This is a genomic window from Pseudomonas fluorescens (assembly GCF_902497875.1).
GTDB classification, from domain to species: Bacteria; Pseudomonadota; Gammaproteobacteria; order Pseudomonadales; family Pseudomonadaceae; genus Aquipseudomonas; species Aquipseudomonas fluorescens_BR.
Map to the genome: position 1 here is coordinate 174059 of NZ_CABVHY010000007.1, position 19692 is coordinate 193750.

Consider the following 19692-nt stretch of genomic DNA (forward strand, 5'->3'; position numbering starts at 1 on the left):
AGAGTTAATCCATGCGCAGATTCAACCAAGGTTTCACCTTGATCGAAATCATGATTGTGATCGCGATCATCGGTATTCTGGTGACCATAGGCTACCCGGGCATAACCGAATACGTGAAGAAAGCTCACCGTACAGAAATTGCCGGGCTGCTCTCCGAGCAGGCGCAAAACCTGGAACGGTTCTATTCGAAAAATGGTGTGTATACCAATGCCAGTCCCCCCGTCATCAGCGAGGGCAACGACAACTACACAATTACCCCGACACTCGCCGCTCAGACCTTCTCCCTGACGGCAGCCCGTAAAAGCGGATCGATGATGGCGAGCGACAAGTGTGGGGATTTCATCATCACCAATACTGGCCTCAGAACCATTGCCGATGCGGCTGATGGTCTGGAAGCCAAAGATTGCTGGGGTCGCTGATAACTTTTTCGGGCGCATTCTGCACCCCTGATTTTTTCATTGTTGGATCAGAAGATGGCCAAGCAACAGCAAGTGGTGATTGTCGGCGGTGGGGTTATCGGCCTGCTGACCGCGTTTAATCTGGCGTCTGAAGTGCAGCAGGTGATCCTGCTGGATCGCTCGAATGTGGGGCAGGAGTCGTCCTGGGCCGGTGGCGGGATTGTTTCGCCGTTGTACCCGTGGCGCTATAGCCCGGCGGTCACCGCGTTGGCCCATTGGTCGCAGGATTTTTATCCACAACTGGGCGAGCGCCTGTTTGCCGCAACCGGGGTTGATCCTGAGGTGCACACCACTGGCCTGTATTGGCTGGATCTGAATGACGAAGCCGAGGCACTGGCTTGGGCGGAGCGGGAAAGCCGCCCACTGAGCAAGGTGGACATATCAGCGGCCCACGATGCGGTGCCGGTGCTGGGCAGCGGTTTTTCGCGGGCGATCTACATGGCGAATGTGGCCAACGTGCGCAATCCGCGGCTGGTGAAGTCGCTCAAGGCCGCGTTGTCGGCGTTGCCTAACGTGACTATTCATGAGCACTGCGAAGTCAGCGGATTCATTCGCGAAGGCGAGGGTGTCGTGGGGGTTCAGACCTCAGCGGGCGAGATTCGGGCTGACCGGGTGGTACTGTCGGCGGGCGCCTGGAGTGGCGAGTTGTTGCAGAGCCTGGGCCTTGAGTTGCCGGTCGAGCCGGTAAAGGGGCAAATGATCCTTTACAAATGCGCGCCGGGTTTCCTCTCGAGCATAGTCCTGGCCAAAAGGCGTTATGCGATTCCACGCCGTGACGGCCACATTTTGATCGGCAGCACGCTGGAGCATGAGGGTTTCGACAAAACGCCCACCCAACCCGCGCTGGAAAGCCTCAAGGCCTCGGCCATCGAACTGATTCCTGCGCTGGCGGATGCTGAAGTGGTGGGGCATTGGGCGGGGTTGCGACCGGCTTCGCCAGAGGGTATTCCTTATATTGGCAGGGTCCCGGGCATTGAAGGGCTGTGGCTGAACTGCGGGCATTACCGCAATGGCCTGGTGCTGGCCCCGGCCTCCTGTCAGTTACTCGCCGACCTGATGCTGGACCGCGAGCCGATCATTGATCCGGCACCGTATGCACCCACCGGGCGGATTTAGCGGCTCAAACCCTCAACTGGCGATGCGGTTTTGGCGTTATCTCCCACTCAATCCAGCCCCAGCTTCTTCAGCCGATACCGCATCGAATGAAACGACAGGCTCAGGCGCTGAGCCGCTGCCGTGCGGTTCCAGTGGGTTTCTTCGAGGGCCTGGAGGAGCAGTTTGCGTTCGACGCTTTCCAGGTAACTCTCCAGGTTGTTGATCTGCGTCAGATCCGGTAAACCGGGTTCGCCTGTGTAACTGCCTTGCGCCAGACGCAGGTCGCTCGCCTCGATCTGTTGATTTTCGCAGAGGGCGTATGCACGTTCGAGCATGTTCTCCAGCTCGCGCACATTGCCCGGGAATCTATAGTTTTTCAGCGCATCAAGCGCTTGCGGATTAAGCCTGGCCGGCGGCAAACCGCTGTTTGCCGCCAGTCGCTGAAGAACATTACGGGCCAACGGTTCGATATCTTCGCGTCGCTCGCGCAAGGGCGGCATCCGCAGTTCGATCACATTCAAACGGTAGTACAGGTCCTGACGAAAGCGTCCGGCGGCGACTTCGGCGTTCAGGTCCTTTTGCGTGGCAGACAAAATGCGCACATCGATCACCACCTCCTGTTGCCCGCCGATGCTGAAAATGGCTTTCTCCTGAATCGCCCGCAGCAATTTGACCTGCATCGCCAAGGGGAGGTCGGCCACCTCGTCGAGGAACAGCGTGCCACCATTGGCCGCCTGGAACAGCCCGGCCTTGTCTTCGGTGGCGCCGCTGAAGCTACCTTTATGATGGCCGAAAAACTCGCTATCCATCAGTTCCCACGGAATTGCCCCGCAGTTGACCGGCACAAAGGGTTGGCTGGCGCGCGGGCCCAGCTCATGAATCACCCGGGCCACCAACTCCTTGCCGCTGCCGGACTCACCACTGATGTACACCGGGGCCTGGCTGCGAGCGAGTTTATCGACCTGTTTGCGCAGGTTGCGCATTGGCAGCGAATCGCCGAGCAGGCGCCTGTCGAAGGAGGGCGGTCGGGCGCTCGCTGTCGGCAGAAGCAGGGCGCGGCTGACCAACTCCCGCAGTCGGGGGAGGTCAACCGGATTGGTCAGAAAGTCGAAGGCGCCGGTTTTCAGCGAGTTGATCGCCGTCTCGAGGTAGGCGGTAATAATTGCGACCCGAACCTGTGGGTGGCACTGCTGGATGTGCTGCACCAGCTCCTGTCCGGTACCGTCGGGCAGGCGCATATTGGTCAGGCACAGGTCAAAGGCCTCCCGGGTCAGCCAGTCGCGGGCTTCGCCGACATTGCGAGCACTTTGGGTGTCGAGCTTCATCCGGCCTAAAGTGATTTCCAGGAGGTCGCGGATATCCGGCTCATTATTAACGATCAGGACTTTTTGCCGTGGGCTGGTATTCAAGACTGTTTCCGTCCGTGAGCAAAGGAGATGCGAAAGCAACCGCCGCCTTGGCGTGATATCAAGTCTAGGCGGGTCTGGTTGCTTTCGCACAGCTCATGGGACAGATAGAGACCCAGGCCGGAGCCTTGAGATCGCGAACTCCAGTAGCGGGTTGTCCATGCCGCTGGAAATCAGCAGCACCAGGGTGATGCCGATACTTGAACGGTAAAAGTGATAGAGCCTCAGCAAGCGCCGGGCTTGCCACCAGCGCTTAAGGTCTCAACGGTCACGCGTACCCGGGCCTTGCTCCAGGTGAGCCTGGCTGCAATACCATTGTTGTTGAAGACTCAACGCTCGATCTCGCGGCAAGTGCACGCCACAGTGGGCGCAGCGGACCATGGGCGCGGCGATTTTCTCGTCGGGTGTATTGGCCACGGAAGGGGAGTGTTTGAACTTGCGCCAGAGCCATACCGCAGCAGCAATCAGAGCGATCCAGAACAGTAAACGAAGCATGATGAGCAGCTTTTCGACGAGTGAATTGGCAGTTTAGCCAAGGACACTCCCTGCGCACAGCGCAATAAAACGCCGAAATAAAAAAGGGAGACTCGAAAGTCTCCCTTTTTGCCATCATGTCAGCGTCAGTCAAACACGCCGAAGGTCATGTAGCTGAACCATGAACGGTCTTCGTTATTGCCTTCAGCTTCGGGTTTTTCTTCTTCGATGACATCGCCGTCGCCGTCTTTAGGCTTGAGCTCGGCCGGAATTGCGTCCTTGGCGTCCTGGAATTGCTTCTGCACGTCCTGGTTGGCGCGGGTTTCTCCCGGCGGCAGCGGTGGACGGGATTCAATCAGGCCCAGGGTTGCCTTGCTCAGCCATGAGCGGTTGTCTGCTTCGGCAACTCGCGGCACGAACTGACCGTCCACCAGGGTCGGGTGGTTCGGGTAGTTGAGCTTCAGGGTTTCCAGGCTGGTATTGGCCAGATCGTCCAGGTGCAGGCGCTGGTAGGACTCGACCATCACCGCCAGGCCGTCGCCGACCGCAGGGGTTTCCTGGAAGTTTTCCACCACATAACGACCACGGTTGGCAGCGGCTACATAGGCCTGACGGGTCAGGTAGTAGTCGGCGACGTGGATTTCGTAGGCGGCCAGCAGGTTGCGCAGGTAAATCATGCGCTGCTTGGCGTCCGGGGCGTAACGGCTGTTCGGGTAGCGGCTGGTGAGCTGGGCGAACTCATTGTAGGAGTCACGCGCGGCACCCGGGTCACGCTTGGTCATGTCCAGCGGCAGGAAGCGCGCCAGCAGACCGACGTCCTGGTCAAAAGAGGTCAGGCCCTTGAGGTAGTACGCATAATCCACGTTCGGGTGCTGCGGGTGCAGGCGAATGAAACGCTCGGCCGCGGACTTGGCAGCCTCCGGTTCGGCGTTCTTGTAGTTCGCATAGATCAGCTCGAGTTGAGCCTGATCGGCGTAGCGACCGAACGGATAGCGCGACTCCAGCGCCTTCAGCTTGGCGGTGGCGCTGGTATAGCTGTTGTTGTCCAGGTCGGCCTGTGCCTGCTGGTACAGCTCGACCTCGCTGAGGTTTTCGTCGACCACTTCCTTCGATGAGCAAGCAGCGGTCAATGCGAGGATGGCGATCAGCAGCAGGTGTTTCACTTGCATGGCGGCTTGCGTCCCTATGACGGCCGCTGTCTTGGGCGTGGCCGTCCTGTTATGATGAGCGCCCCGTTGAAAAGCTTCGGGGCAAAAGACGCCGTATTTAACCACAAGCGCGCAGCCGAAACCAAAAGCTGTGCCGACGCCTAGTCTGAGCATGTCCGATAAAATTGAACTTCGCGCAGAGGTGCCGTCCGAATTGGGCGGCCAACGCCTCGATCAAGTCGCCGCACAATTATTCGCTGAGCACTCGCGCTCGCGCCTTTCCGCCTGGATCAAAGACGGCCGCCTGACTGTGGATGGAGCGGTTATCCGCCCGCGAGACATTGTTCATGGCGGTGCGATCCTTGAGCTGACCGCCGAGCAGGAAGCTCAGGGAGAATGGATCGCTCAGGACATCAAGCTGGATATCGTCTATGAAGACGATGACATCCTGGTCATCAACAAGCCCGCGGGCCTGGTGGTGCATCCGGCTGCCGGTCATGCCGACGGCACCCTGCTCAACGCACTGCTGCACCATGTGCCGGACATCATCAATGTGCCGCGCGCCGGTATCGTGCACCGTCTCGACAAGGACACCACCGGTTTGATGGTGGTGGCCAAGACGATTCAGGCGCAGACACAGCTGGTCACCCAGCTGCAAAGCCGCAGCGTCAGCCGAATCTACGAGTGCATTGTGATCGGTGTGGTCACCGCCGGCGGCAAGATCAATGCGCCGATCGGTCGTCACGGCCAGCAGCGTCAACGCATGGCAGTGATGGAAGGCGGCAAGCAGGCGGTCAGTCATTACCGCGTGCTCGAGCGTTTCCGCTCCCACACTCATGTGCGGGTCAAGCTGGAAACCGGTCGAACGCACCAGATTCGCGTGCACATGGCGCACATCAACTACCCGTTGGTCGGAGATCCCGCCTATGGCGGACGTTTCCGCATCCCGCCGGCAGCCAGCCTGACCATGGTCGAATCGCTGAAAACCTTCCCGCGGCAGGCCCTGCATGCGCGTTTCCTGGAGTTGGATCATCCGACGACCGGTAAGCGCATGAGCTGGGAATCGCCGCTGCCGGACGACTTCGTCTGGTTGCTGTCGTTGCTCAAGCAGGACCGTGAGGCGTTCATCGGATGACCCACTGGCTGATTCCTGACTGGCCTGCGCCGGCCGGGGTGAAAGCCTGCGTCACCACTCGTGCGGGCGGCGTCAGTCTGGCGCCGTTCGACAGCCTCAACCTTGGCGACCATGTCGACGACAGCCCTCAGGCCGTCGCCGAGAATCGCCGGCGCCTGACCGATCACTTCTCCATCCAGCCGGCCTGGTTGCAGCAGGTTCACGGAATTGCCGTGGCCCAAGCAGATCCGGGCCTGGTCGCGACCGCCGACGCCAGTTGGTCGGCGACGCCGGGTATTGCCTGCACGGTGATGACCGCCGATTGCCTGCCTGCGCTGTTCTGCGACCGTGCCGGCAGCCGTATCGCGGCGGCCCATGCCGGTTGGCGTGGGCTGGCGGCTGGGGTGCTGGAAGCCACGTTGGACAGTCTCGCCGTGCCGCCTTCCGAGGTGCTGGTCTGGCTCGGTCCAGCCATCGGCCCGCAAGCCTTCGAAGTCGGCCCGGAAGTCCGTGAGGCCTTTGTCCAGCAACTCCCCGAAGCGGACCAGGCCTTTGTCCCGAGCCGCAATGCCGGCAAGTTCATGGCCGACATCTATGCCCTGGCGCGTTTGCGTCTGGCCGCTCGCGGCGTCACGGCGGTGTATGGTGGCGGTTTCTGCACGGTGACCGACCCGCGCTTCTATTCTTACCGCCGCAGTCCTCGCACCGGTCGGTTTGCTTCCCTTGTCTGGCTGGAGCGCTAGACTCTCCTGACCTGCGTCAACCCCGCGCCGCTTGAATCTTCCAGAATCGACCGCATCTAGTGAGGTATCTGGCAGGTTTCTTCATTTAGGTGTGTCCATCGACCGGCCTGCCCAACTAGGAAGGTGACTCATGCGTATAGACCGTTTAACCAGCAAGTTACAGTTGGCCCTGTCCGATGCTCAGTCTCTGGCAGTAGGCCTCGATCATCCGGGCATTGAACCTGCGCACTTGATGCAAGCGCTGCTTGAACAGCAGGGCGGCTCGATCAAGCCGTTGCTGATGCAAGTGGGCTTTGACATCAACAGCCTGCGCAAAGAGCTGACCAAAGAGCTCGACCAACTACCGAAAATCCAGAACCCCACTGGCGATGTGAACATGTCGCAGGATCTGGCGCGCCTGCTCAATCAGGCCGATCGCCTGGCGCAGCAAAAAGGCGACCAGTTTATTTCCAGCGAGCTGGTGCTACTCGCCGCCATGGACGAGAACAGCAAGCTCGGCAAATTGCTGCTGGGGCAGGGCGTCAGCAAGAAAGCCCTGGAAAATGCGATCAACAATCTGCGCGGTGGTGAGGCGGTCAATGACCCCAACCACGAAGAATCGCGCCAGGCCCTGGACAAATACACCGTTGACCTGACCAAGCGCGCCGAAGAAGGCAAGCTTGACCCGGTGATCGGCCGTGACGACGAAATTCGCCGGACCATCCAGGTCCTGCAACGCCGCACCAAGAACAACCCGGTACTGATCGGCGAGCCTGGCGTGGGTAAAACCGCGATCGCCGAAGGCCTGGCACAACGGATCATCAACGGCGAAGTGCCGGATGGCCTGAAAGGCAAACGCCTGCTTTCGCTGGATATGGGCTCGCTGATTGCTGGCGCCAAGTACCGCGGCGAGTTCGAAGAGCGCATGAAATCGTTGCTCAATGAGCTGTCGAAGCAGGAAGGGCAGATCATCCTGTTCATCGACGAATTGCACACCATGGTCGGCGCCGGCAAGGGCGAAGGCTCGATGGATGCCGGCAATATGCTCAAGCCGGCTCTGGCGCGGGGTGAGCTGCATTGCGTTGGCGCGACCACGCTCAACGAATACCGCCAATATATAGAGAAGGACGCAGCGCTCGAGCGGCGTTTCCAAAAGGTTCTGGTCGACGAGCCGAGCGAAGAAGACACCATTGCGATCCTGCGCGGCTTGAAAGAGCGTTATGAGGTGCATCACAAGGTGGCGATCACCGACGGTGCGATCATTGCCGCGGCCAAGCTGAGCCATAGGTACATCACCGACCGCCAGTTGCCGGATAAGGCCATCGACCTGATCGATGAAGCAGCCAGCCGCATTCGCATGGAAATCGACTCCAAGCCGGAAGTGCTGGATCGTCTGGAGCGGCGTTTGATTCAACTGAAGGTTGAATCCCAGGCGCTGAAGAAAGAAGACGACGAAGCGGCGAAGAAGCGTCTGGAAAAGCTGCAGGAAGAAATTGTCCGGCTCGAGCGCGAGTATTCTGACCTGGAAGAAATCTGGTCCGCGGAAAAAGCTGAAGTGCAGGGTTCGGCGCAGATCCAGCAGAAAATCGAACAGTCCCGTCAGGAACTGGAAACTGCCCGCCGTAAAGGCGACCTCAACCGCATGGCCGAGCTGCAGTACGGAGTGATCCCGGACCTTGAGCGCAGCCTGCAGATGGTCGATCAGCATGGTAAAAGTGAAAACCAGTTGCTGCGCAGCAAAGTGACCGAGGAAGAAATTGCCGAAGTCGTTTCCAAGTGGACCGGTATTCCCGTGTCGAAAATGCTCGAAGGTGAGCGCGACAAACTGCTGAAGATGGAAAGCCTGTTGCACCAGCGTGTGATCGGTCAGGACGAGGCGGTGATCGCGGTATCCAACGCCGTACGTCGTTCCCGTGCCGGGTTGTCCGATCCGAACCGCCCAAGCGGCTCGTTTATGTTCCTCGGCCCGACCGGTGTGGGTAAGACCGAGCTGTGCAAGGCGCTGGCCGAGTTCCTCTTTGATACTGAAGAGGCGATGGTGCGGATCGACATGTCCGAATTCATGGAGAAACACTCCGTGGCGCGGCTGATTGGTGCGCCACCAGGCTACGTAGGCTACGAGGAAGGCGGTTACCTGACCGAGGCAGTGCGTCGCAAGCCTTATTCGGTGATCCTCCTGGACGAGGTCGAGAAGGCCCATCCGGACGTGTTCAACGTGTTGCTGCAAGTGCTGGAAGACGGTCGGCTGACTGACAGTCACGGGCGAACCGTGGATTTTCGCAATACCGTGATCGTGATGACCTCCAACCTGGGCTCGGTACAGATCCAGGAACTGGTGGGGGATCGCGAAGCGCAGCGGGCCGCGGTGATGGATGCGGTGTCCAGCCATTTCCGTCCGGAGTTCATCAACCGGATTGATGAAGTGGTGATCTTCGAGCCTCTGGCCCGGGATCAGATCGCTGGCATCACCGAAATCCAGCTGGGTCGCCTGCGCAGCCGTCTGGCTGAGCGCGAGCTGAAGCTGGAGCTGAGTCGCGAGGCGCTGGATAAGTTGATCGCGGTCGGGTACGACCCGGTCTATGGCGCACGTCCGCTCAAACGAGCGATTCAGCGCTGGATCGAGAACCCGTTGGCGCAGATGATCCTTTCCGGCAGTTTCTTGCCTGGGGTCACCGTGAAGGCCACGGTGGAGGACGACGAAATCGTCTTCCACTGAGCCTTGGCGGCTCAATAAGAAGAGAGGCCTCGCGTTGCGAGGCCTTTTTTTCGTTAGGGCATTGAACTGTAAGGAAAAGGCTTGTAAAGTGCGCCCCGCAGCATGTCACCCCAAGGGTTTCTTCTCCCCAAGGAGAAATCTGAAACAAGACGCAAATCATTGTCTTGAAAGCAATTTAAAGGGTTGACAGGGTGTTTTAAAATTGTAGAATAGCGCGCCTCAGACACACGAACGCAGCGATGCGAACGGGTCGAAGAGAGCGAAGTAGCGGTAAAAGTTGTAATTGAAATATGTAGTTCCGTGATAGCTCAGTCGGTAGAGCAAATGACTGTTAATCATTGGGTCCCAGGTTCGAGTCCTGGTCACGGAGCCAATTTCAAACCGGGGTATAGCGCAGTCCGGTAGCGCGCCTGCTTTGGGAGCAGGATGTCAGGAGTTCGAATCCCCTTACCCCGACCATTTTTGGGTCGTTAGCTCAGTTGGTAGAGCAGTTGGCTTTTAACCAATTGGTCGTAGGTTCGAATCCCACACGACCCACCATTTTTGAAACCAGCTAGCGCTGGAATCGAATCTTAAGATCAGAGGCCAAAAGCGCTGATCGTAGAAGGCGCCTTTTATAGGTGCCTTTTTTTTACCGGGGTATAGCGCAGTCCGGTAGCGCGCCTGCTTTGGGAGCAGGATGTCAGGAGTTCGAATCCCCTTACCCCGACCATTTTTGGGTCGTTAGCTCAGTTGGTAGAGCAGTTGGCTTTTAACCAATTGGTCGTAGGTTCGAATCCCACACGACCCACCATTTTTGAAACCAGCTAGCGCTGGAATCGAATCTTAAGATCAGAGGCCAAAAGCGCTGATCGTAGAAGGCGCCTTTTATAGGTGCCTTTTTTTTACCGGGGTATAGCGCAGTCCGGTAGCGCGCCTGCTTTGGGAGCAGGATGTCAGGAGTTCGAATCCCCTTACCCCGACCATTTTTGGGTCGTTAGCTCAGTTGGTAGAGCAGTTGGCTTTTAACCAATTGGTCGTAGGTTCGAATCCCACACGACCCACCATTTTTGAAACCAGCTAGCGCTGGAATCGAATCTTAAGATCAGAGGCCAAAAGCGCTGATCGTAGAAGGCGCCTTTTATAGGTGCCTTTTTTTTACCGGGGTATAGCGCAGTCCGGTAGCGCGCCTGCTTTGGGAGCAGGATGTCAGGAGTTCGAATCCCCTTACCCCGACCATTTTTGGGTCGTTAGCTCAGTTGGTAGAGCAGTTGGCTTTTAACCAATTGGTCGTAGGTTCGAATCCCACACGACCCACCATTTTTGAAACCAGCTAGCGCTGGAATCGAATCTTAAGATCAGAGGCCAAAAGCGCTGATCGTAGAAGGCGCCTTTTATAGGTGCCTTTTTTTTACCGGGGTATAGCGCAGTCCGGTAGCGCGCCTGCTTTGGGAGCAGGATGTCAGGAGTTCGAATCCCCTTACCCCGACCATATTAAAAATCCTCGTATCGAAAGATACGGGGATTTTTTTTGTCTTATGCAATCGCAAAAAAAGCCCCGTTTCTCTGGGGAGAGAAGCGGGGCGTGCGTCGCTTCAGGTCTTAGCTATTGTCTTTCAGGTGTTCGAACAAGCCCTTCGGCATTTTTTTGCCATTGGTTTCGTAGTTGGCTTTCACGTTATCGAACGCCTCTTGTTCCGAGATTTGACCATCGTGGTTGGTGTCGATCTTGTCGAAGTCGGCCTTGGGCGCAACTTTCAAGAATTCCGCACGGGACACCTGGCCATCGTCATCAGTGTCGGTCTTGGCCATTGATTCATCTCCGCACTTACCTTCGCCACACTTGCCTTCAGGAGTTTTCACCACCTGTTCGGCCGATGCGAGCAGGTAGCCCTGAGTCAGAGGCTGTGAGGCAAACACGGAGCCGGACAACATCATGCCACCGGCCAGGACAGCGCCGAGCAGGCCAATGGTGTTTTTGCCGAGAGTAGTGGTACGGGACATTTCAAATCTCCTGGGTTGCACGACACAACCGCTCGATAAAGGACGCCACGCAAGTGCGGCGGTAACCGAAGCAGGCAGTGCCTTGCTCGGGTGTGGCCATTTAGCGGGCGTGGTGTATCGCTACTGTGTCGTGCGAGGGGGAGTTTGTAAGCGAAGGGTTGAATCGTAGGGTAGGGATACAGTGAGACACAAAAGCAGCCAATAACCCACAGACTTTCAGCGCGGGCGAGATCGCCAAGATCGCAGCCTGCGGCAGCTCCTACGCCGGGTACGCAAAACCGTAGGAGCTGCCGCAGGCTGCGATCTTTTTGGGGCGCCCAAATTAGGGCCTGCCTATGATGAGGCCCTGTCAGGCGCCGAAGATGTCAGTGCAACTTGAGCCGCGGCTCAGTCCCGCGCCCAATCCTGCTGCCCAGCATCAGCATCGCCGTGCGGAAAGCGCCATAGAGCGCCATCTGGTGCATCCGATACAGCGACACATAGAACATCCGCGCCAGCCAGCCTTCGAGCATCACGCTGCCGGTCAGATTGCCCATCAAGTTACCCACAGCCGAAAAACGCGACAGCGAGATGAGCGAGCCATAATCGGTGTACTTGTACTGCGGCAGGGCTTTGCCTTCGATGCGCAATTTCAGCGATTTGGCCAGCAGTGAGGCCTGTTGATGCGCCGCTTGCGCCCGTGGCGGCACGTTGCGATCGGTGCCCGGCTGCGGGCAGGCCGCGCAATCGCCGAAGGCGAAGATGTTCTCGTCGCGGGTGGTTTGCAGGGTCGGCAAGACTTGCAGCTGGTTGATCCGGTTGGTTTCCAGGCCATCGATGTCCTTGAGGAAACCTGGCGCACGAATCCCCGCAGCCCAAACCTTCAGGCTGGCAGGAATCACCTGGCCGCTGCTGGTTATCAGCGCTTCGGAGGTGACTTCGCTGACTGCTGCGTTGGTCAGTACCGTGACCCCGAGTTTCTCCAGGGTTTTATGCACCGGCCCGCCAATCCGCTCCGGCAATGCCGGCAGGACCCGCGGGCCGGCCTCGATCAGGGTGATGTGCATGTTTTCCGGCTTGATCCGGTCCAGACCATAGGCTGCCAGTTCATGGGCTGCGTTATGCAGCTCGGCCGCCAGTTCGACACCGGTGGCGCCGGCCCCGACGATGGCCACGCTGATTTGTTCGAGCGTATCGGTTTGCCCGGCGTGGGCGCGCAGGTAGTGATTGAGCAATTGCTGATGGAAGCGCTCGGCCTGTTTGCGGGTGTCGAGGAACAGGCAGTGTTCTGCCGCGCCCTGGGTGCCAAAGTCGTTGGTGGTGCTGCCGACGGCAATCACCAGTGAGTCGTAGCTCAGTTCGCGAGCCGGGACCAGCTCCTGGCCTTTATCGTCGAGGGTCGCCGCCAGCTGAATTTTTTTCTGCTGGCGATCGAGCCCGCTCATGCGCCCCAGCTGGAACTCGAAGTGGTTCCATTTGGCCTGGGCAACATAATTGAGTTCGTCTTCAGAGGAATTCAGCGAACCGGCCGCGACTTCGTGCAACAGCGGTTTCCAGATGTGGGTCAGGTTCGCGTCGACCAGTAGCACACTGGCCGTACCGCGTTTGCCCAGAGTCTTACCCAGGCGGGTAGCCAACTCCAGACCGCCGGCGCCGCCGCCAACGATGATAATACGATGGGTCATGGGGATATCTCGCAAGGCTAAAAGAAATCGGTGCAGTTACCCGAGCGAGCGCCACGCAGCTCATAGCGTCAGGTAACTCAAAAGGCGGCTCAGCAAACCCAGGCCAATAGTCACTGCCAATACCACCACGAGGAGCAGCCATGGCCGGAAAGGCCGGCGCTCGACTCGGTTCTGGGGCAGTTGCAGGTACTCTTCGACATGCTTTTGGTCGTCGGGGTTCAGGCGGCTGGTCATAAAGGCCTCGTCAGGTAGACGTTGCGAAATTTATAGAAGCTACAGCGCAGAGTTATCCAGCATGGAACGGAGCATAGCCGCTCGCCTGCAGCGGCTCGACGCAGACCCGGTCATCCAGGCGAATGATCCCACTTTGTATCACTCGTGCAGTGATTCCGCCATGTCCACGAACGGCCTGAAAGGTCCCGTGGCCAAGACGTTGCTCAAGACGGGCGCAGGGTTGGCACCAGCCGGTGGTTTCCAGAATCGCCTGGCCGATCTTGAAGCGTCGGCCTTTGAGGCTGAACAGATTGATCCCGCTGATCACCAGGTTTCGCCGCAAATCCTGCGGGGTCACCGGTTGATCCGTCGAGCGAGCCAATAGCGAACCGATAACGGCAAAATGCTCCCATTGAATCAAGGTCACCTGTCGCGCATTGCGCGCCCCGGGGCGTGCGTGATCGCCGGTGAGGCCGGCTTCGCGGCGAGCTTCGACCACTTCCAGTTCGACCATCGCCGAACGCGACTCGGGGCGCACACCAATCCAGCGCACCCGACCCTGCTGGGGAACATCGGCAAGCAATTCTTGCAACGGACTCACAGGCTGATACCGACGTCGAAGACGATACTGCGGCCCAGGTTGTTGCGCAGGAAATCCGGCGCGTCCGGGTGGGCGAACAGCACACGGGCGAAGGTCGGACCGACCAGCGACAGCGAGCGCCAGCCTTGGCGCAGGTACTCGGTCGGCGGTGGGAAGTGGCTGTTGAGATCGAGCACTTCCCGCTTGAGGCTGGCGAAGGCGATGATATCCAGCTCGCCCAGGTCCATGCCGCGTTCCTTGTAGTTATGCGCTTTTTTGCGCAGGGTCGGCGCCAGCCGTAACAAGAATTCGTTGGCCGGAATACGCCTGGGTTTGGCTTCGCGGCGCACCAGCTGGCTCAAGGAAAACGCGCTGCGCCGGCGCTGCAGCTCATCTCGCCACTCATCGTTCAGGCGTCGGCCTTCATCGAGCACGAAGAACACCTCGAAACTGGCGTCACGGAACAGCACATCCGGCGGCTCCGCGGCGGGCGCGAATTCGTCGACGCGGTAGGGGATGTTCAAGCCTTGCAGCAGGCGCTGGCAGACCCAACGCTCACGCTCCCATTTGCGGGCATTGGACAGGAACGCATTGGCCTGTTCGGCCGCGATGGTAAGCAGGCGTAAATAATCTGAGTCATCCATAGCCCAAGCTTAGCGTCCAAATGTGATCCGAAAGAATACTTTCTGTCGCACAAAAATAAACAAGGCCCTGTCTGCGAACTGAGATTTCCGACCTTGGACCCTTGAGCACGCCCGTGCACAAAACGGATAGCGATCTGCACTAAGCGGATATTGCAGGCTGTTTTGCCTCCCTACCCTGACCTGGCCTGCATAAAAAACGATGGAGTTCTCGTCCGTCGTTCTAAAAACAACAACAAGAGACAGATGCCATGCGCAATATCGACGTACATGAGGTTATCGACAACGCTCGCTTCAACCGCTTCCACTGGATGGTGCTGTTCTGGTGTGCCCTGATCATCATCTTCGATGGCTATGACCTGGTGATTTACGGCGTGGTATTGCCGATGCTGATGAAGGAGTGGGGTTTGAGCCCGCTTGAAGCCGGCGCGCTAGGCAGTTATGCGCTGTTCGGCATGATGTTCGGGGCGCTGTTTTTCGGCCCGCTCTCGGACAAGATCGGCCGGAAAAAGGCCATCACCATCTGCGTGATACTCTTCAGTGGCTTCACCGTACTCAATGGTTTTGCCAGTAACCCGACAGAATTCGGTATTTGCCGGTTCATTGCCGGCCTCGGCATTGGCGGCGTGATGCCCAATGTGGTGGCGCTGATGAACGAGTACGCGCCGAAGAAAATCCGCAGCACCCTGGTGGCCATCATGTTCAGCGGATACTCGGTGGGCGGCATGCTCTCCGCCGGCCTGGGCATTGTGCTGATCCCCAGCTTCGGTTGGCAGTCGGTGTTCTATGTGGCGGCGCTGCCGTTGCTGCTGTTACCACTGATCATGTACTTCCTGCCTGAATCGGTAGGTTTCATGCTGCGCCAGGGGCGCAATGAGGAGGCGCGCAACGTCCTCGAACGGATCGACCCGGCGTATGTGGCACAAGTCTCCGACCAGTTGCACATGACCGATGTAAAAGGTACTGGCAAGCCGGTTCTGCAACTGTTCCGTGAAGGTCGGGCAATGCGCACGCTGATGCTCTGGGTGGCGTTTTTCTGCTGCCTGCTGATGGTCTACGCCTTGAGCTCCTGGCTGCCGAAGTTGATGGCCAATGCCGGTTACAGCCTGGGTTCGAGCCTGTCCTTCCTGCTGGTACTGAATTTCGGTGCAATCTTCGGTGCGGTAGGCGGCGGGGTGCTGGGCGACAAACTCAACCTGCCGCGAGTATTGGCGGTGTTCTTTACCATTGCCGCAGTGTCGATCACCTTGCTCGGCTTCAAGAGCCCGACGCCCGTGCTGTACCTGCTGATCGCCATCGCCGGTGCGACCACCATCGGTTCGCAAATTCTGCTGTATGCCTGTGCCGCGCAGTTTTACTCCATGACCATTCGCTCCACCGGCCTGGGCTGGGCCTCGGGCATCGGCCGCAATGGTGCCATCGTCGGACCGCTGTTGGGCGGCGCGCTGCTGGGTATCAACCTGCCGTTGCAGCTCAACTTCATGGCCTTCGCTGTGCCGGGGGCTATTGCTGCCATCGCCATGACCTTGTTCGCCATCAGCAGCCAACGCTCTGCACGTGGCGTTGCCTCGACGCTGTCGACGACCAGCACCTGAGTCTGACGACCGGTGGTGCGGCCGTGTGCCGTGCCGCCGGTTACGCGTGAACGACTCGATTTCCCCCAGACAAGAGCATCCAGGCCGCGCGCCACGGATCGCCTGATGAATCTTGCGGCGAGGTTTCATGAAAGCATTTTTCCACGACTTTTCTCTGTCCGCAGCGGTCGCCGGGTTTATCGCCACGGTGATCTCCTATGCGGGTCCCCTGGTGATCATTTTCCAGGCGGCCGAAACCGCCCAGCTGTCCCGGGAAGTGCTGTCGTCCTGGGTGTGGGCGATTTCCATTGGCAGTGCAGTGCTGGGCATCGGCCTGAGCCTGCGTTATCGGGTGCCGGTGATCATTGCCTGGTCGGCACCCGGCTCGGCATTGCTGGTGGCGCTGCTGCCGGGGATCTCCATGGAGGAGGCGGTGGGCGCCTACCTGGTCAGTAGTTTGATCATCTTTGTGGTGGGGGTGTCGGGGGCCTTCGATCGCATCATCAGCAAGCTGCCCTCCGCGATCGCCGCGGCGATGCTGGCGGGCATTCTGTTCAGCTTCGGCACCGGGTTGTTCGTTTCCTTGCAGGGCAAGCCGATGCTGGTGCTGGCGATGTTTGTCACTTACCTGGTGTGCAAGCGGCTGATGCCGCGTTATGCGGTGTTGATGGTGCTGCTGGTCGGTTGCTCCATCGCCTTTATCGCCGGAGACCTGCATCGCGAGGCGCTAGTGATCGGCCTGGCCACACCGGTGTGGATCACCCCGCAGTTCAGCCTGAGCGCGACCCTGAACATCGCCTTGCCGCTGGTGATGGTGGCACTGACCGGCCAATTCGTTCCGGGCATGGCGGTGCTGCGGGCCAGCGGTTATGCCACGCCGGCCAGCCCGATCATTGCCAGCAGCGCGCTGGGTACTGCGCTATTGGCGCCTTTCGGCTGCCATGGGCTGAATCTGGCGGCGATTACTGCGGCCATCTGCACTGGGCGCGAGGCCCATGAGGATCCCCGCAAGCGCTATGTCGCCGGGGTCGTGGGCGGTTTCTGCTACCTGCTGCTGGGGATCTTCGGCGCGACCCTGGTCTCGTTGTTTTCCGCCTTCCCCAAAGAGTTGATTGCGGCCCTGGCCGGGCTGGCGCTGTTCGCCGCGATTGGCGGCGCGCTGGCGGGCGCCATGGCGGTAGCGGAGGACCGCGAGGCAGCGCTGGTGACCTTTCTGGTCACCGCCTCGGGGATGTCACTGTTCGGCTTGTCCGCGGCTTTCTGGGGGCTGATTTTCGGCATCGCCGCGCACCTGTTGTTGAGTGCCCGGCGACCAGCCCCCGCGACTCCGACAACCAGCGGCCAGGAGGTGGCGCGCTGAAGTCCCTCACCACCCGCAGCGAAAGAGGCCCGGGTGGAGCATTGCAACCTGTCGACCAATAACAATAAGAGCAAAACGATGAAACAGACTTTCCAAGCAACTCGTTCAGTGTTGTCCCTGGCTCTCGCCTTGGGTTTTTCCAGCAGCCTGATGGCCGCCGAGAGCGGCTTCTTCGAGGATGCCAGCGCTACCCTGCAGGCCCGCAATTATTACTTCAGTCGCGATTTTTCCGACATCGTCGGGGCCAACCAGCAGTCGAAGGCCGAGGAGTGGGCGCAAGGCTTTATCCTCAACGTCAAATCGGGTTACACCCAGGGGCCGATCGGCGTCGGCGTGGATGTCATCGGCCTGTTGGGGATCAAGCTCGACAGCAGCCCGGACCGGGTCAACACCGGGTTGTTGCCGGTGCAGAGCGATGGTCGCGCGGCGGATGAGTACAGCCGCCTGGAGGGCGCACTAAAGCTGCGTTACTCCAGGACCGAGGTGCGAGTCGGGGAGTTGCAGCCCAATCTACCGGTGCTGGCCTTCAGCGATATTCGCTTGCTGCCCCCCAGCTACCAGGGGGCGAGCATCAGCTCCGCCGAGATCAATGGCCTGACCTTGCAGGGCGGTCATTTGAATTCAACCAGCCTGCGCAACGAGGCTGGCGACGAAAAAATGCAGGCGATGCTCGGTCATGTGCCGCAACGCCAGGTCAGCAGTGACGGTTTCAATTTTGCCGGCGGCGAGTACGCCTTCAATGACAAGCGCACCTCGGTCAGTGCCTGGTATGGGCAGCTGGAGGATATCTACAACCAGCGCTTCCTCGGCCTCAAGCACAGCGAGCCGTTCGGTGACTGGACCCTGGGGGCCAACCTCGGTTACTTCGACTCCCGGGAGGACGGTAAAAAGCTGCTGGGCAACATCGATAACCAGGCGTTTTTCTCCTTGCTCTCGGCCAAGCGCGGTGGCCATACCTTCTATGTCGGCTATCAGGGCATGTATGGCGATAGTGCTTTTCCGCGGGTATTCGCCAACATCTCACCGCTGGGCAACGAAGTACCGACCTATGAGTTCGCCTTCACCGATGAGCGTTCCTGGCAGGCGCGTTATGACTACGATTTTGCGGCGTTGGGCTTGCCTGGCCTGACCAGCACCGTGCGTTACATCACCGGCAATAACGTCGACACCGGCAAGGGCTTCGAAGGCAAGGATCGCGAGCGCGATCTGGATATCGGCTACGTGGTGCAGAATGGAACCTTGAAAGGGCTCGGGATGCGCGTGCGCAACGTCATGGCGCGCTCAAACTACCGTAGCGATATCGACGAGAACCGGTTGATCCTCAGTTACACCTGGACGCTGCTCTGATAGGCATGGAGGTTCATATGACAGCTAAATTCTCGGCGGGTCTGCTGCTGCTCATCGCAGGCGTGGGTGCTGTGGTGTTGGCTTGGGGCGATAGCGGGCGCTTGCTGCTGGCTGGCGGGATCAACCTCGCATTGTTGCTCGCGGCGACGCTTTATCATCGCCAGCCGACGGTGGTGCAACAGGCTCCGCCAGCGCGCGAGCCGGAGGTGGCCGTCTTCAGCGCGCCGGTGGCTGTTGTCCCGCCCGCGGCGCAGATTCCCGAACCGCTATGGCCGGGCGAGGTGCAGGCCACTCTGGAGCAATTGACCCAGGCGGTGTTGCAGACCGAGGAAGACATGCGTTTCGCCGATCAGTTGGCCCGAGCTGCGGGCGAACGGGTGAAATCAAGTGCGCAAAGCATGCAATCTTCGGCGACTGTGCTTGGCGATCTCAACCTCTACATGCAGGGGCTGGATCAGGTGTTCAACGAGCTGGGCAGCCAGTCGGTACGAATCGGCGCCATTGTCGGCAGCATTCAGGACATCGCCAGGCAGACCAATCTGCTGGCCTTGAATGCCGCCATCGAGGCGGCGCGAGCTGGCGCTCATGGGCGCGGATTCGCGGTGGTGGCGGACGAGGTGCGCAATCTGTCGCGCCAGGCTGCCGAGTCCAGCGCGCAGATCCGACAGATCGCCACCGGCCTGGAACAGTCCGCCGAGCATGCGCGGCAGGGTATCGAACACTTGGCGGGTTCGACACGCCTGGGCCTGGAAAAGGCCGAGATCGCGTTGCACTCGATGGGCGAGCTGAAAAGCGGTGCGACGGCCAGGGTGGAAGTGGTCGAACGCATCCTGCAGCGCCTGGCCAGTCTGCATCAGTTGGCATTGCAGGCGAAACGGATAGTCTCGTGAATCGTGCTGCCCGCCCTGGTTTTCAGGCGTTGCTCAAGAACTGCCCGAGCAGCCGCCCATTACCTGATAATCCAGGCGATGGGTCTGACCCTGGTGATCGACATAAACCATGGTCGCGGGCACCACTTCGCAGGCGTTGGCAGTGGGCGTTACCGAGATGACCTTGGCGATATCCGGAGGCTGCGCAGGGTTGTACGTAGTGGCCGGAATTTGCTCGTTGTCGGCCGCCATGACCGAGGTGGCCATGACCGCCAGCACCAGGCTGATCAAGTTTTTCATTTCATTGTTCTCTGTGGTGATTCCGATG

17 protein-coding genes, 10 tRNA genes and 2 pseudogenes are annotated in these 19692 nt (G+C 59.3%); 19 read left to right on the forward strand and 10 right to left on the reverse strand.

Features of this window, described 5'->3' with window-relative positions:
- The first annotated feature begins 11 nt into the window (after positions 1-11).
- Complete coding sequence (locus F8N85_RS09100; RefSeq protein ID WP_150803301.1) at positions 12-419, forward strand: type IV pilin protein; 408 nt, start codon at positions 12-14, stop codon at positions 417-419.
- A gap of 54 nt (positions 420-473) precedes the next feature.
- A complete protein-coding gene (gene thiO / locus F8N85_RS09105) occupies positions 474-1574 on the forward strand; it encodes a glycine oxidase ThiO (protein ID WP_150803302.1) in 1101 nt (366 codons plus the stop codon).
- Between the two features lie 47 nt (positions 1575-1621).
- On the opposite strand, the gene F8N85_RS09110 is transcribed toward thiO, so the two are convergent.
- The 4 genes and pseudogenes from F8N85_RS09110 to F8N85_RS09125 form a co-directional block, all read right to left on the reverse strand.
- Entirely contained in the window at positions 1622-2962 is a 1341-nt protein-coding gene (locus F8N85_RS09110) for a sigma-54-dependent transcriptional regulator (protein WP_150803303.1), read from the reverse strand.
- Positions 2959-3096, reverse strand: a pseudogene (locus F8N85_RS35715) (hypothetical protein); the annotation flags it as partial. The pseudogene F8N85_RS35715 and the gene F8N85_RS09110, both read right to left, overlap by 4 nt.
- 124 nt (positions 3097-3220) lie before the next feature.
- The gene (locus tag F8N85_RS09120) at positions 3221-3454 is read right to left on the reverse strand and encodes a PP0621 family protein (RefSeq protein ID WP_150803304.1); all 234 of its coding nucleotides are present in this window, start codon (positions 3452-3454) and stop codon (positions 3221-3223) included.
- Positions 3455-3579: 125 nt separating this feature from the next.
- Entirely contained in the window at positions 3580-4602 is a 1023-nt protein-coding gene (locus F8N85_RS09125) for an outer membrane protein assembly factor BamD (protein WP_150803305.1), read from the reverse strand.
- A 151-nt stretch (positions 4603-4753) separates the two neighbouring features.
- Between F8N85_RS09125 and rluD the strand changes: the two genes are divergently transcribed.
- The 13 genes from rluD to F8N85_RS09190 all read left to right on the forward strand — a co-directional run bounded on the left by rluD (position 4754) and on the right by F8N85_RS09190 (position 10604).
- The gene (gene rluD / locus F8N85_RS09130; protein WP_150641101.1) at positions 4754-5716 is read left to right on the forward strand and encodes a 23S rRNA pseudouridine(1911/1915/1917) synthase RluD; all 963 of its coding nucleotides are present in this window, start codon (positions 4754-4756) and stop codon (positions 5714-5716) included.
- Positions 5713-6438 carry a peptidoglycan editing factor PgeF gene (gene pgeF / locus F8N85_RS09135; protein ID WP_150803306.1) on the forward strand — a complete coding sequence of 242 codons (726 nt, stop codon included), beginning with the start codon at positions 5713-5715 and terminating at the stop codon, positions 6436-6438. Before rluD ends, pgeF begins: the two co-directional genes overlap by 4 nt.
- A 130-nt stretch (positions 6439-6568) precedes the next feature.
- Positions 6569-9133, forward strand: a complete 2565-nt coding sequence (clpB, locus tag F8N85_RS09140; RefSeq protein WP_150803307.1) for an ATP-dependent chaperone ClpB — start codon at positions 6569-6571, stop codon at positions 9131-9133.
- 297 nt (positions 9134-9430) lie between these two features.
- Positions 9431-9506: transfer RNA gene (locus tag F8N85_RS09145), tRNA-Asn, on the forward strand.
- 9 nt (positions 9507-9515) lie between these two features.
- Positions 9516-9592: transfer RNA gene (locus F8N85_RS09150), tRNA-Pro, on the forward strand.
- Between the two features lie 5 nt (positions 9593-9597).
- Positions 9598-9673: transfer RNA gene (locus F8N85_RS09155), tRNA-Lys, on the forward strand.
- 95 nt (positions 9674-9768) lie between these two features.
- A tRNA-Pro gene (locus F8N85_RS09160) sits at positions 9769-9845 on the forward strand.
- 5 nt (positions 9846-9850) lie between these two features.
- A tRNA-Lys gene (locus F8N85_RS09165) sits at positions 9851-9926 on the forward strand.
- A 95-nt stretch (positions 9927-10021) separates the two neighbouring features.
- Positions 10022-10098 (forward strand) — tRNA-Pro (locus F8N85_RS09170).
- Between the two features lie 5 nt (positions 10099-10103).
- A tRNA-Lys gene (locus F8N85_RS09175) sits at positions 10104-10179 on the forward strand.
- A gap of 95 nt (positions 10180-10274) precedes the next feature.
- A tRNA-Pro gene (locus F8N85_RS09180) sits at positions 10275-10351 on the forward strand.
- A 5-nt stretch (positions 10352-10356) separates the two neighbouring features.
- A tRNA-Lys gene (locus F8N85_RS09185) sits at positions 10357-10432 on the forward strand.
- Positions 10433-10527: 95 nt separating this feature from the next.
- A tRNA-Pro gene (locus F8N85_RS09190) sits at positions 10528-10604 on the forward strand.
- 110 nt (positions 10605-10714) lie between these two features.
- Here the strand turns inward: F8N85_RS09190 and F8N85_RS09195 are convergent.
- From F8N85_RS09195 to F8N85_RS09215, 5 genes are all read right to left on the reverse strand, one after another.
- On the reverse strand, positions 10715-11116 hold the full coding sequence (locus F8N85_RS09195; RefSeq protein ID WP_150803308.1) for an EF-hand domain-containing protein: 402 nt from the start codon (positions 11114-11116) through the stop codon (positions 10715-10717).
- Between the two features lie 365 nt (positions 11117-11481).
- Positions 11482-12780: an NAD(P)/FAD-dependent oxidoreductase gene (locus tag F8N85_RS09200; protein WP_150803309.1), complete on the reverse strand. Its 1299-nt coding sequence runs from the start codon at positions 12778-12780 to the stop codon at positions 11482-11484.
- 60 nt (positions 12781-12840) lie between these two features.
- Complete coding sequence (locus tag F8N85_RS09205) at positions 12841-13014, reverse strand: DUF3094 family protein (RefSeq protein WP_150803310.1); 174 nt, start codon at positions 13012-13014, stop codon at positions 12841-12843.
- Between the two features lie 52 nt (positions 13015-13066).
- A complete protein-coding gene (locus F8N85_RS09210) occupies positions 13067-13594 on the reverse strand; it encodes an MOSC domain-containing protein (protein ID WP_150803311.1) in 528 nt (175 codons plus the stop codon).
- A complete protein-coding gene (locus tag F8N85_RS09215) occupies positions 13591-14217 on the reverse strand; it encodes a DUF1780 domain-containing protein (protein WP_150643345.1) in 627 nt (208 codons plus the stop codon). The genes F8N85_RS09210 and F8N85_RS09215 overlap by 4 nt, the downstream gene beginning before the upstream one ends.
- Before the next feature lie 248 nt (positions 14218-14465).
- Between F8N85_RS09215 and F8N85_RS09220 the strand changes: the two genes are divergently transcribed.
- The 4 genes and pseudogenes from F8N85_RS09220 to F8N85_RS35720 all read left to right on the forward strand — a co-directional run.
- A complete protein-coding gene (locus F8N85_RS09220; RefSeq protein WP_150803312.1) occupies positions 14466-15809 on the forward strand; it encodes an aromatic acid/H+ symport family MFS transporter in 1344 nt (447 codons plus the stop codon).
- Positions 15810-15936: 127 nt separating this feature from the next.
- Positions 15937-17148: a benzoate/H(+) symporter BenE family transporter gene (locus tag F8N85_RS09225; RefSeq protein ID WP_150803313.1), complete on the forward strand. Its 1212-nt coding sequence runs from the start codon at positions 15937-15939 to the stop codon at positions 17146-17148.
- 78 nt (positions 17149-17226) lie between these two features.
- Positions 17227-18495, forward strand: a complete 1269-nt coding sequence (locus F8N85_RS09230; protein WP_150803314.1) for an OprD family porin — start codon at positions 17227-17229, stop codon at positions 18493-18495.
- A gap of 470 nt (positions 18496-18965) precedes the next feature.
- Positions 18966-19385, forward strand: a pseudogene (locus F8N85_RS35720) (methyl-accepting chemotaxis protein); the annotation flags it as partial.
- Positions 19386-19418: 33 nt separating this feature from the next.
- On the opposite strand, the gene F8N85_RS09240 reads toward F8N85_RS35720, so the two are convergent.
- On the reverse strand, positions 19419-19664 hold the full coding sequence (locus tag F8N85_RS09240; protein ID WP_150803315.1) for a DUF2790 domain-containing protein: 246 nt from the start codon (positions 19662-19664) through the stop codon (positions 19419-19421).
- Between the last annotated feature and the right edge of the window lie 28 nt (positions 19665-19692).

Excerpts from the sequence above, each read along its gene's own strand:
- F8N85_RS09195 (WP_150803308.1), bottom strand. The coding sequence starts at position 11,116 with ATGTCCCGTACCACTACTCTCGGCAAAAACACCATTGGCCTGCTCGGC.
- F8N85_RS09120 (WP_150803304.1), bottom strand. The coding sequence starts at position 3,454 with ATGCTTCGTTTACTGTTCTGGATCGCTCTGATTGCTGCTGCGGTATGG.
- F8N85_RS09205 (WP_150803310.1), bottom strand. The coding sequence starts at position 13,014 with ATGACCAGCCGCCTGAACCCCGACGACCAAAAGCATGTCGAAGAGTAC.
- thiO (WP_150803302.1), top strand. The coding sequence starts at position 474 with ATGGCCAAGCAACAGCAAGTGGTGATTGTCGGCGGTGGGGTTATCGGC.
- F8N85_RS09240 (WP_150803315.1), bottom strand. The coding sequence starts at position 19,664 with ATGAAAAACTTGATCAGCCTGGTGCTGGCGGTCATGGCCACCTCGGTC.
- F8N85_RS09215 (WP_150643345.1), bottom strand. The coding sequence starts at position 14,217 with ATGGATGACTCAGATTATTTACGCCTGCTTACCATCGCGGCCGAACAG.
- clpB (WP_150803307.1), top strand. The coding sequence starts at position 6,569 with ATGCGTATAGACCGTTTAACCAGCAAGTTACAGTTGGCCCTGTCCGAT.
- F8N85_RS09225 (WP_150803313.1), top strand. The coding sequence starts at position 15,937 with ATGAAAGCATTTTTCCACGACTTTTCTCTGTCCGCAGCGGTCGCCGGG.
- F8N85_RS09200 (WP_150803309.1), bottom strand. The coding sequence starts at position 12,780 with ATGACCCATCGTATTATCATCGTTGGCGGCGGCGCCGGCGGTCTGGAG.
- F8N85_RS09230 (WP_150803314.1), top strand. The coding sequence starts at position 17,227 with ATGAAACAGACTTTCCAAGCAACTCGTTCAGTGTTGTCCCTGGCTCTC.
- rluD (WP_150641101.1), top strand. The coding sequence starts at position 4,754 with ATGTCCGATAAAATTGAACTTCGCGCAGAGGTGCCGTCCGAATTGGGC.
- F8N85_RS09220 (WP_150803312.1), top strand. The coding sequence starts at position 14,466 with ATGCGCAATATCGACGTACATGAGGTTATCGACAACGCTCGCTTCAAC.
- F8N85_RS09125 (WP_150803305.1), bottom strand. The coding sequence starts at position 4,602 with ATGCAAGTGAAACACCTGCTGCTGATCGCCATCCTCGCATTGACCGCT.
- F8N85_RS09100 (WP_150803301.1), top strand. The coding sequence starts at position 12 with ATGCGCAGATTCAACCAAGGTTTCACCTTGATCGAAATCATGATTGTG.
- pgeF (WP_150803306.1), top strand. The coding sequence starts at position 5,713 with ATGACCCACTGGCTGATTCCTGACTGGCCTGCGCCGGCCGGGGTGAAA.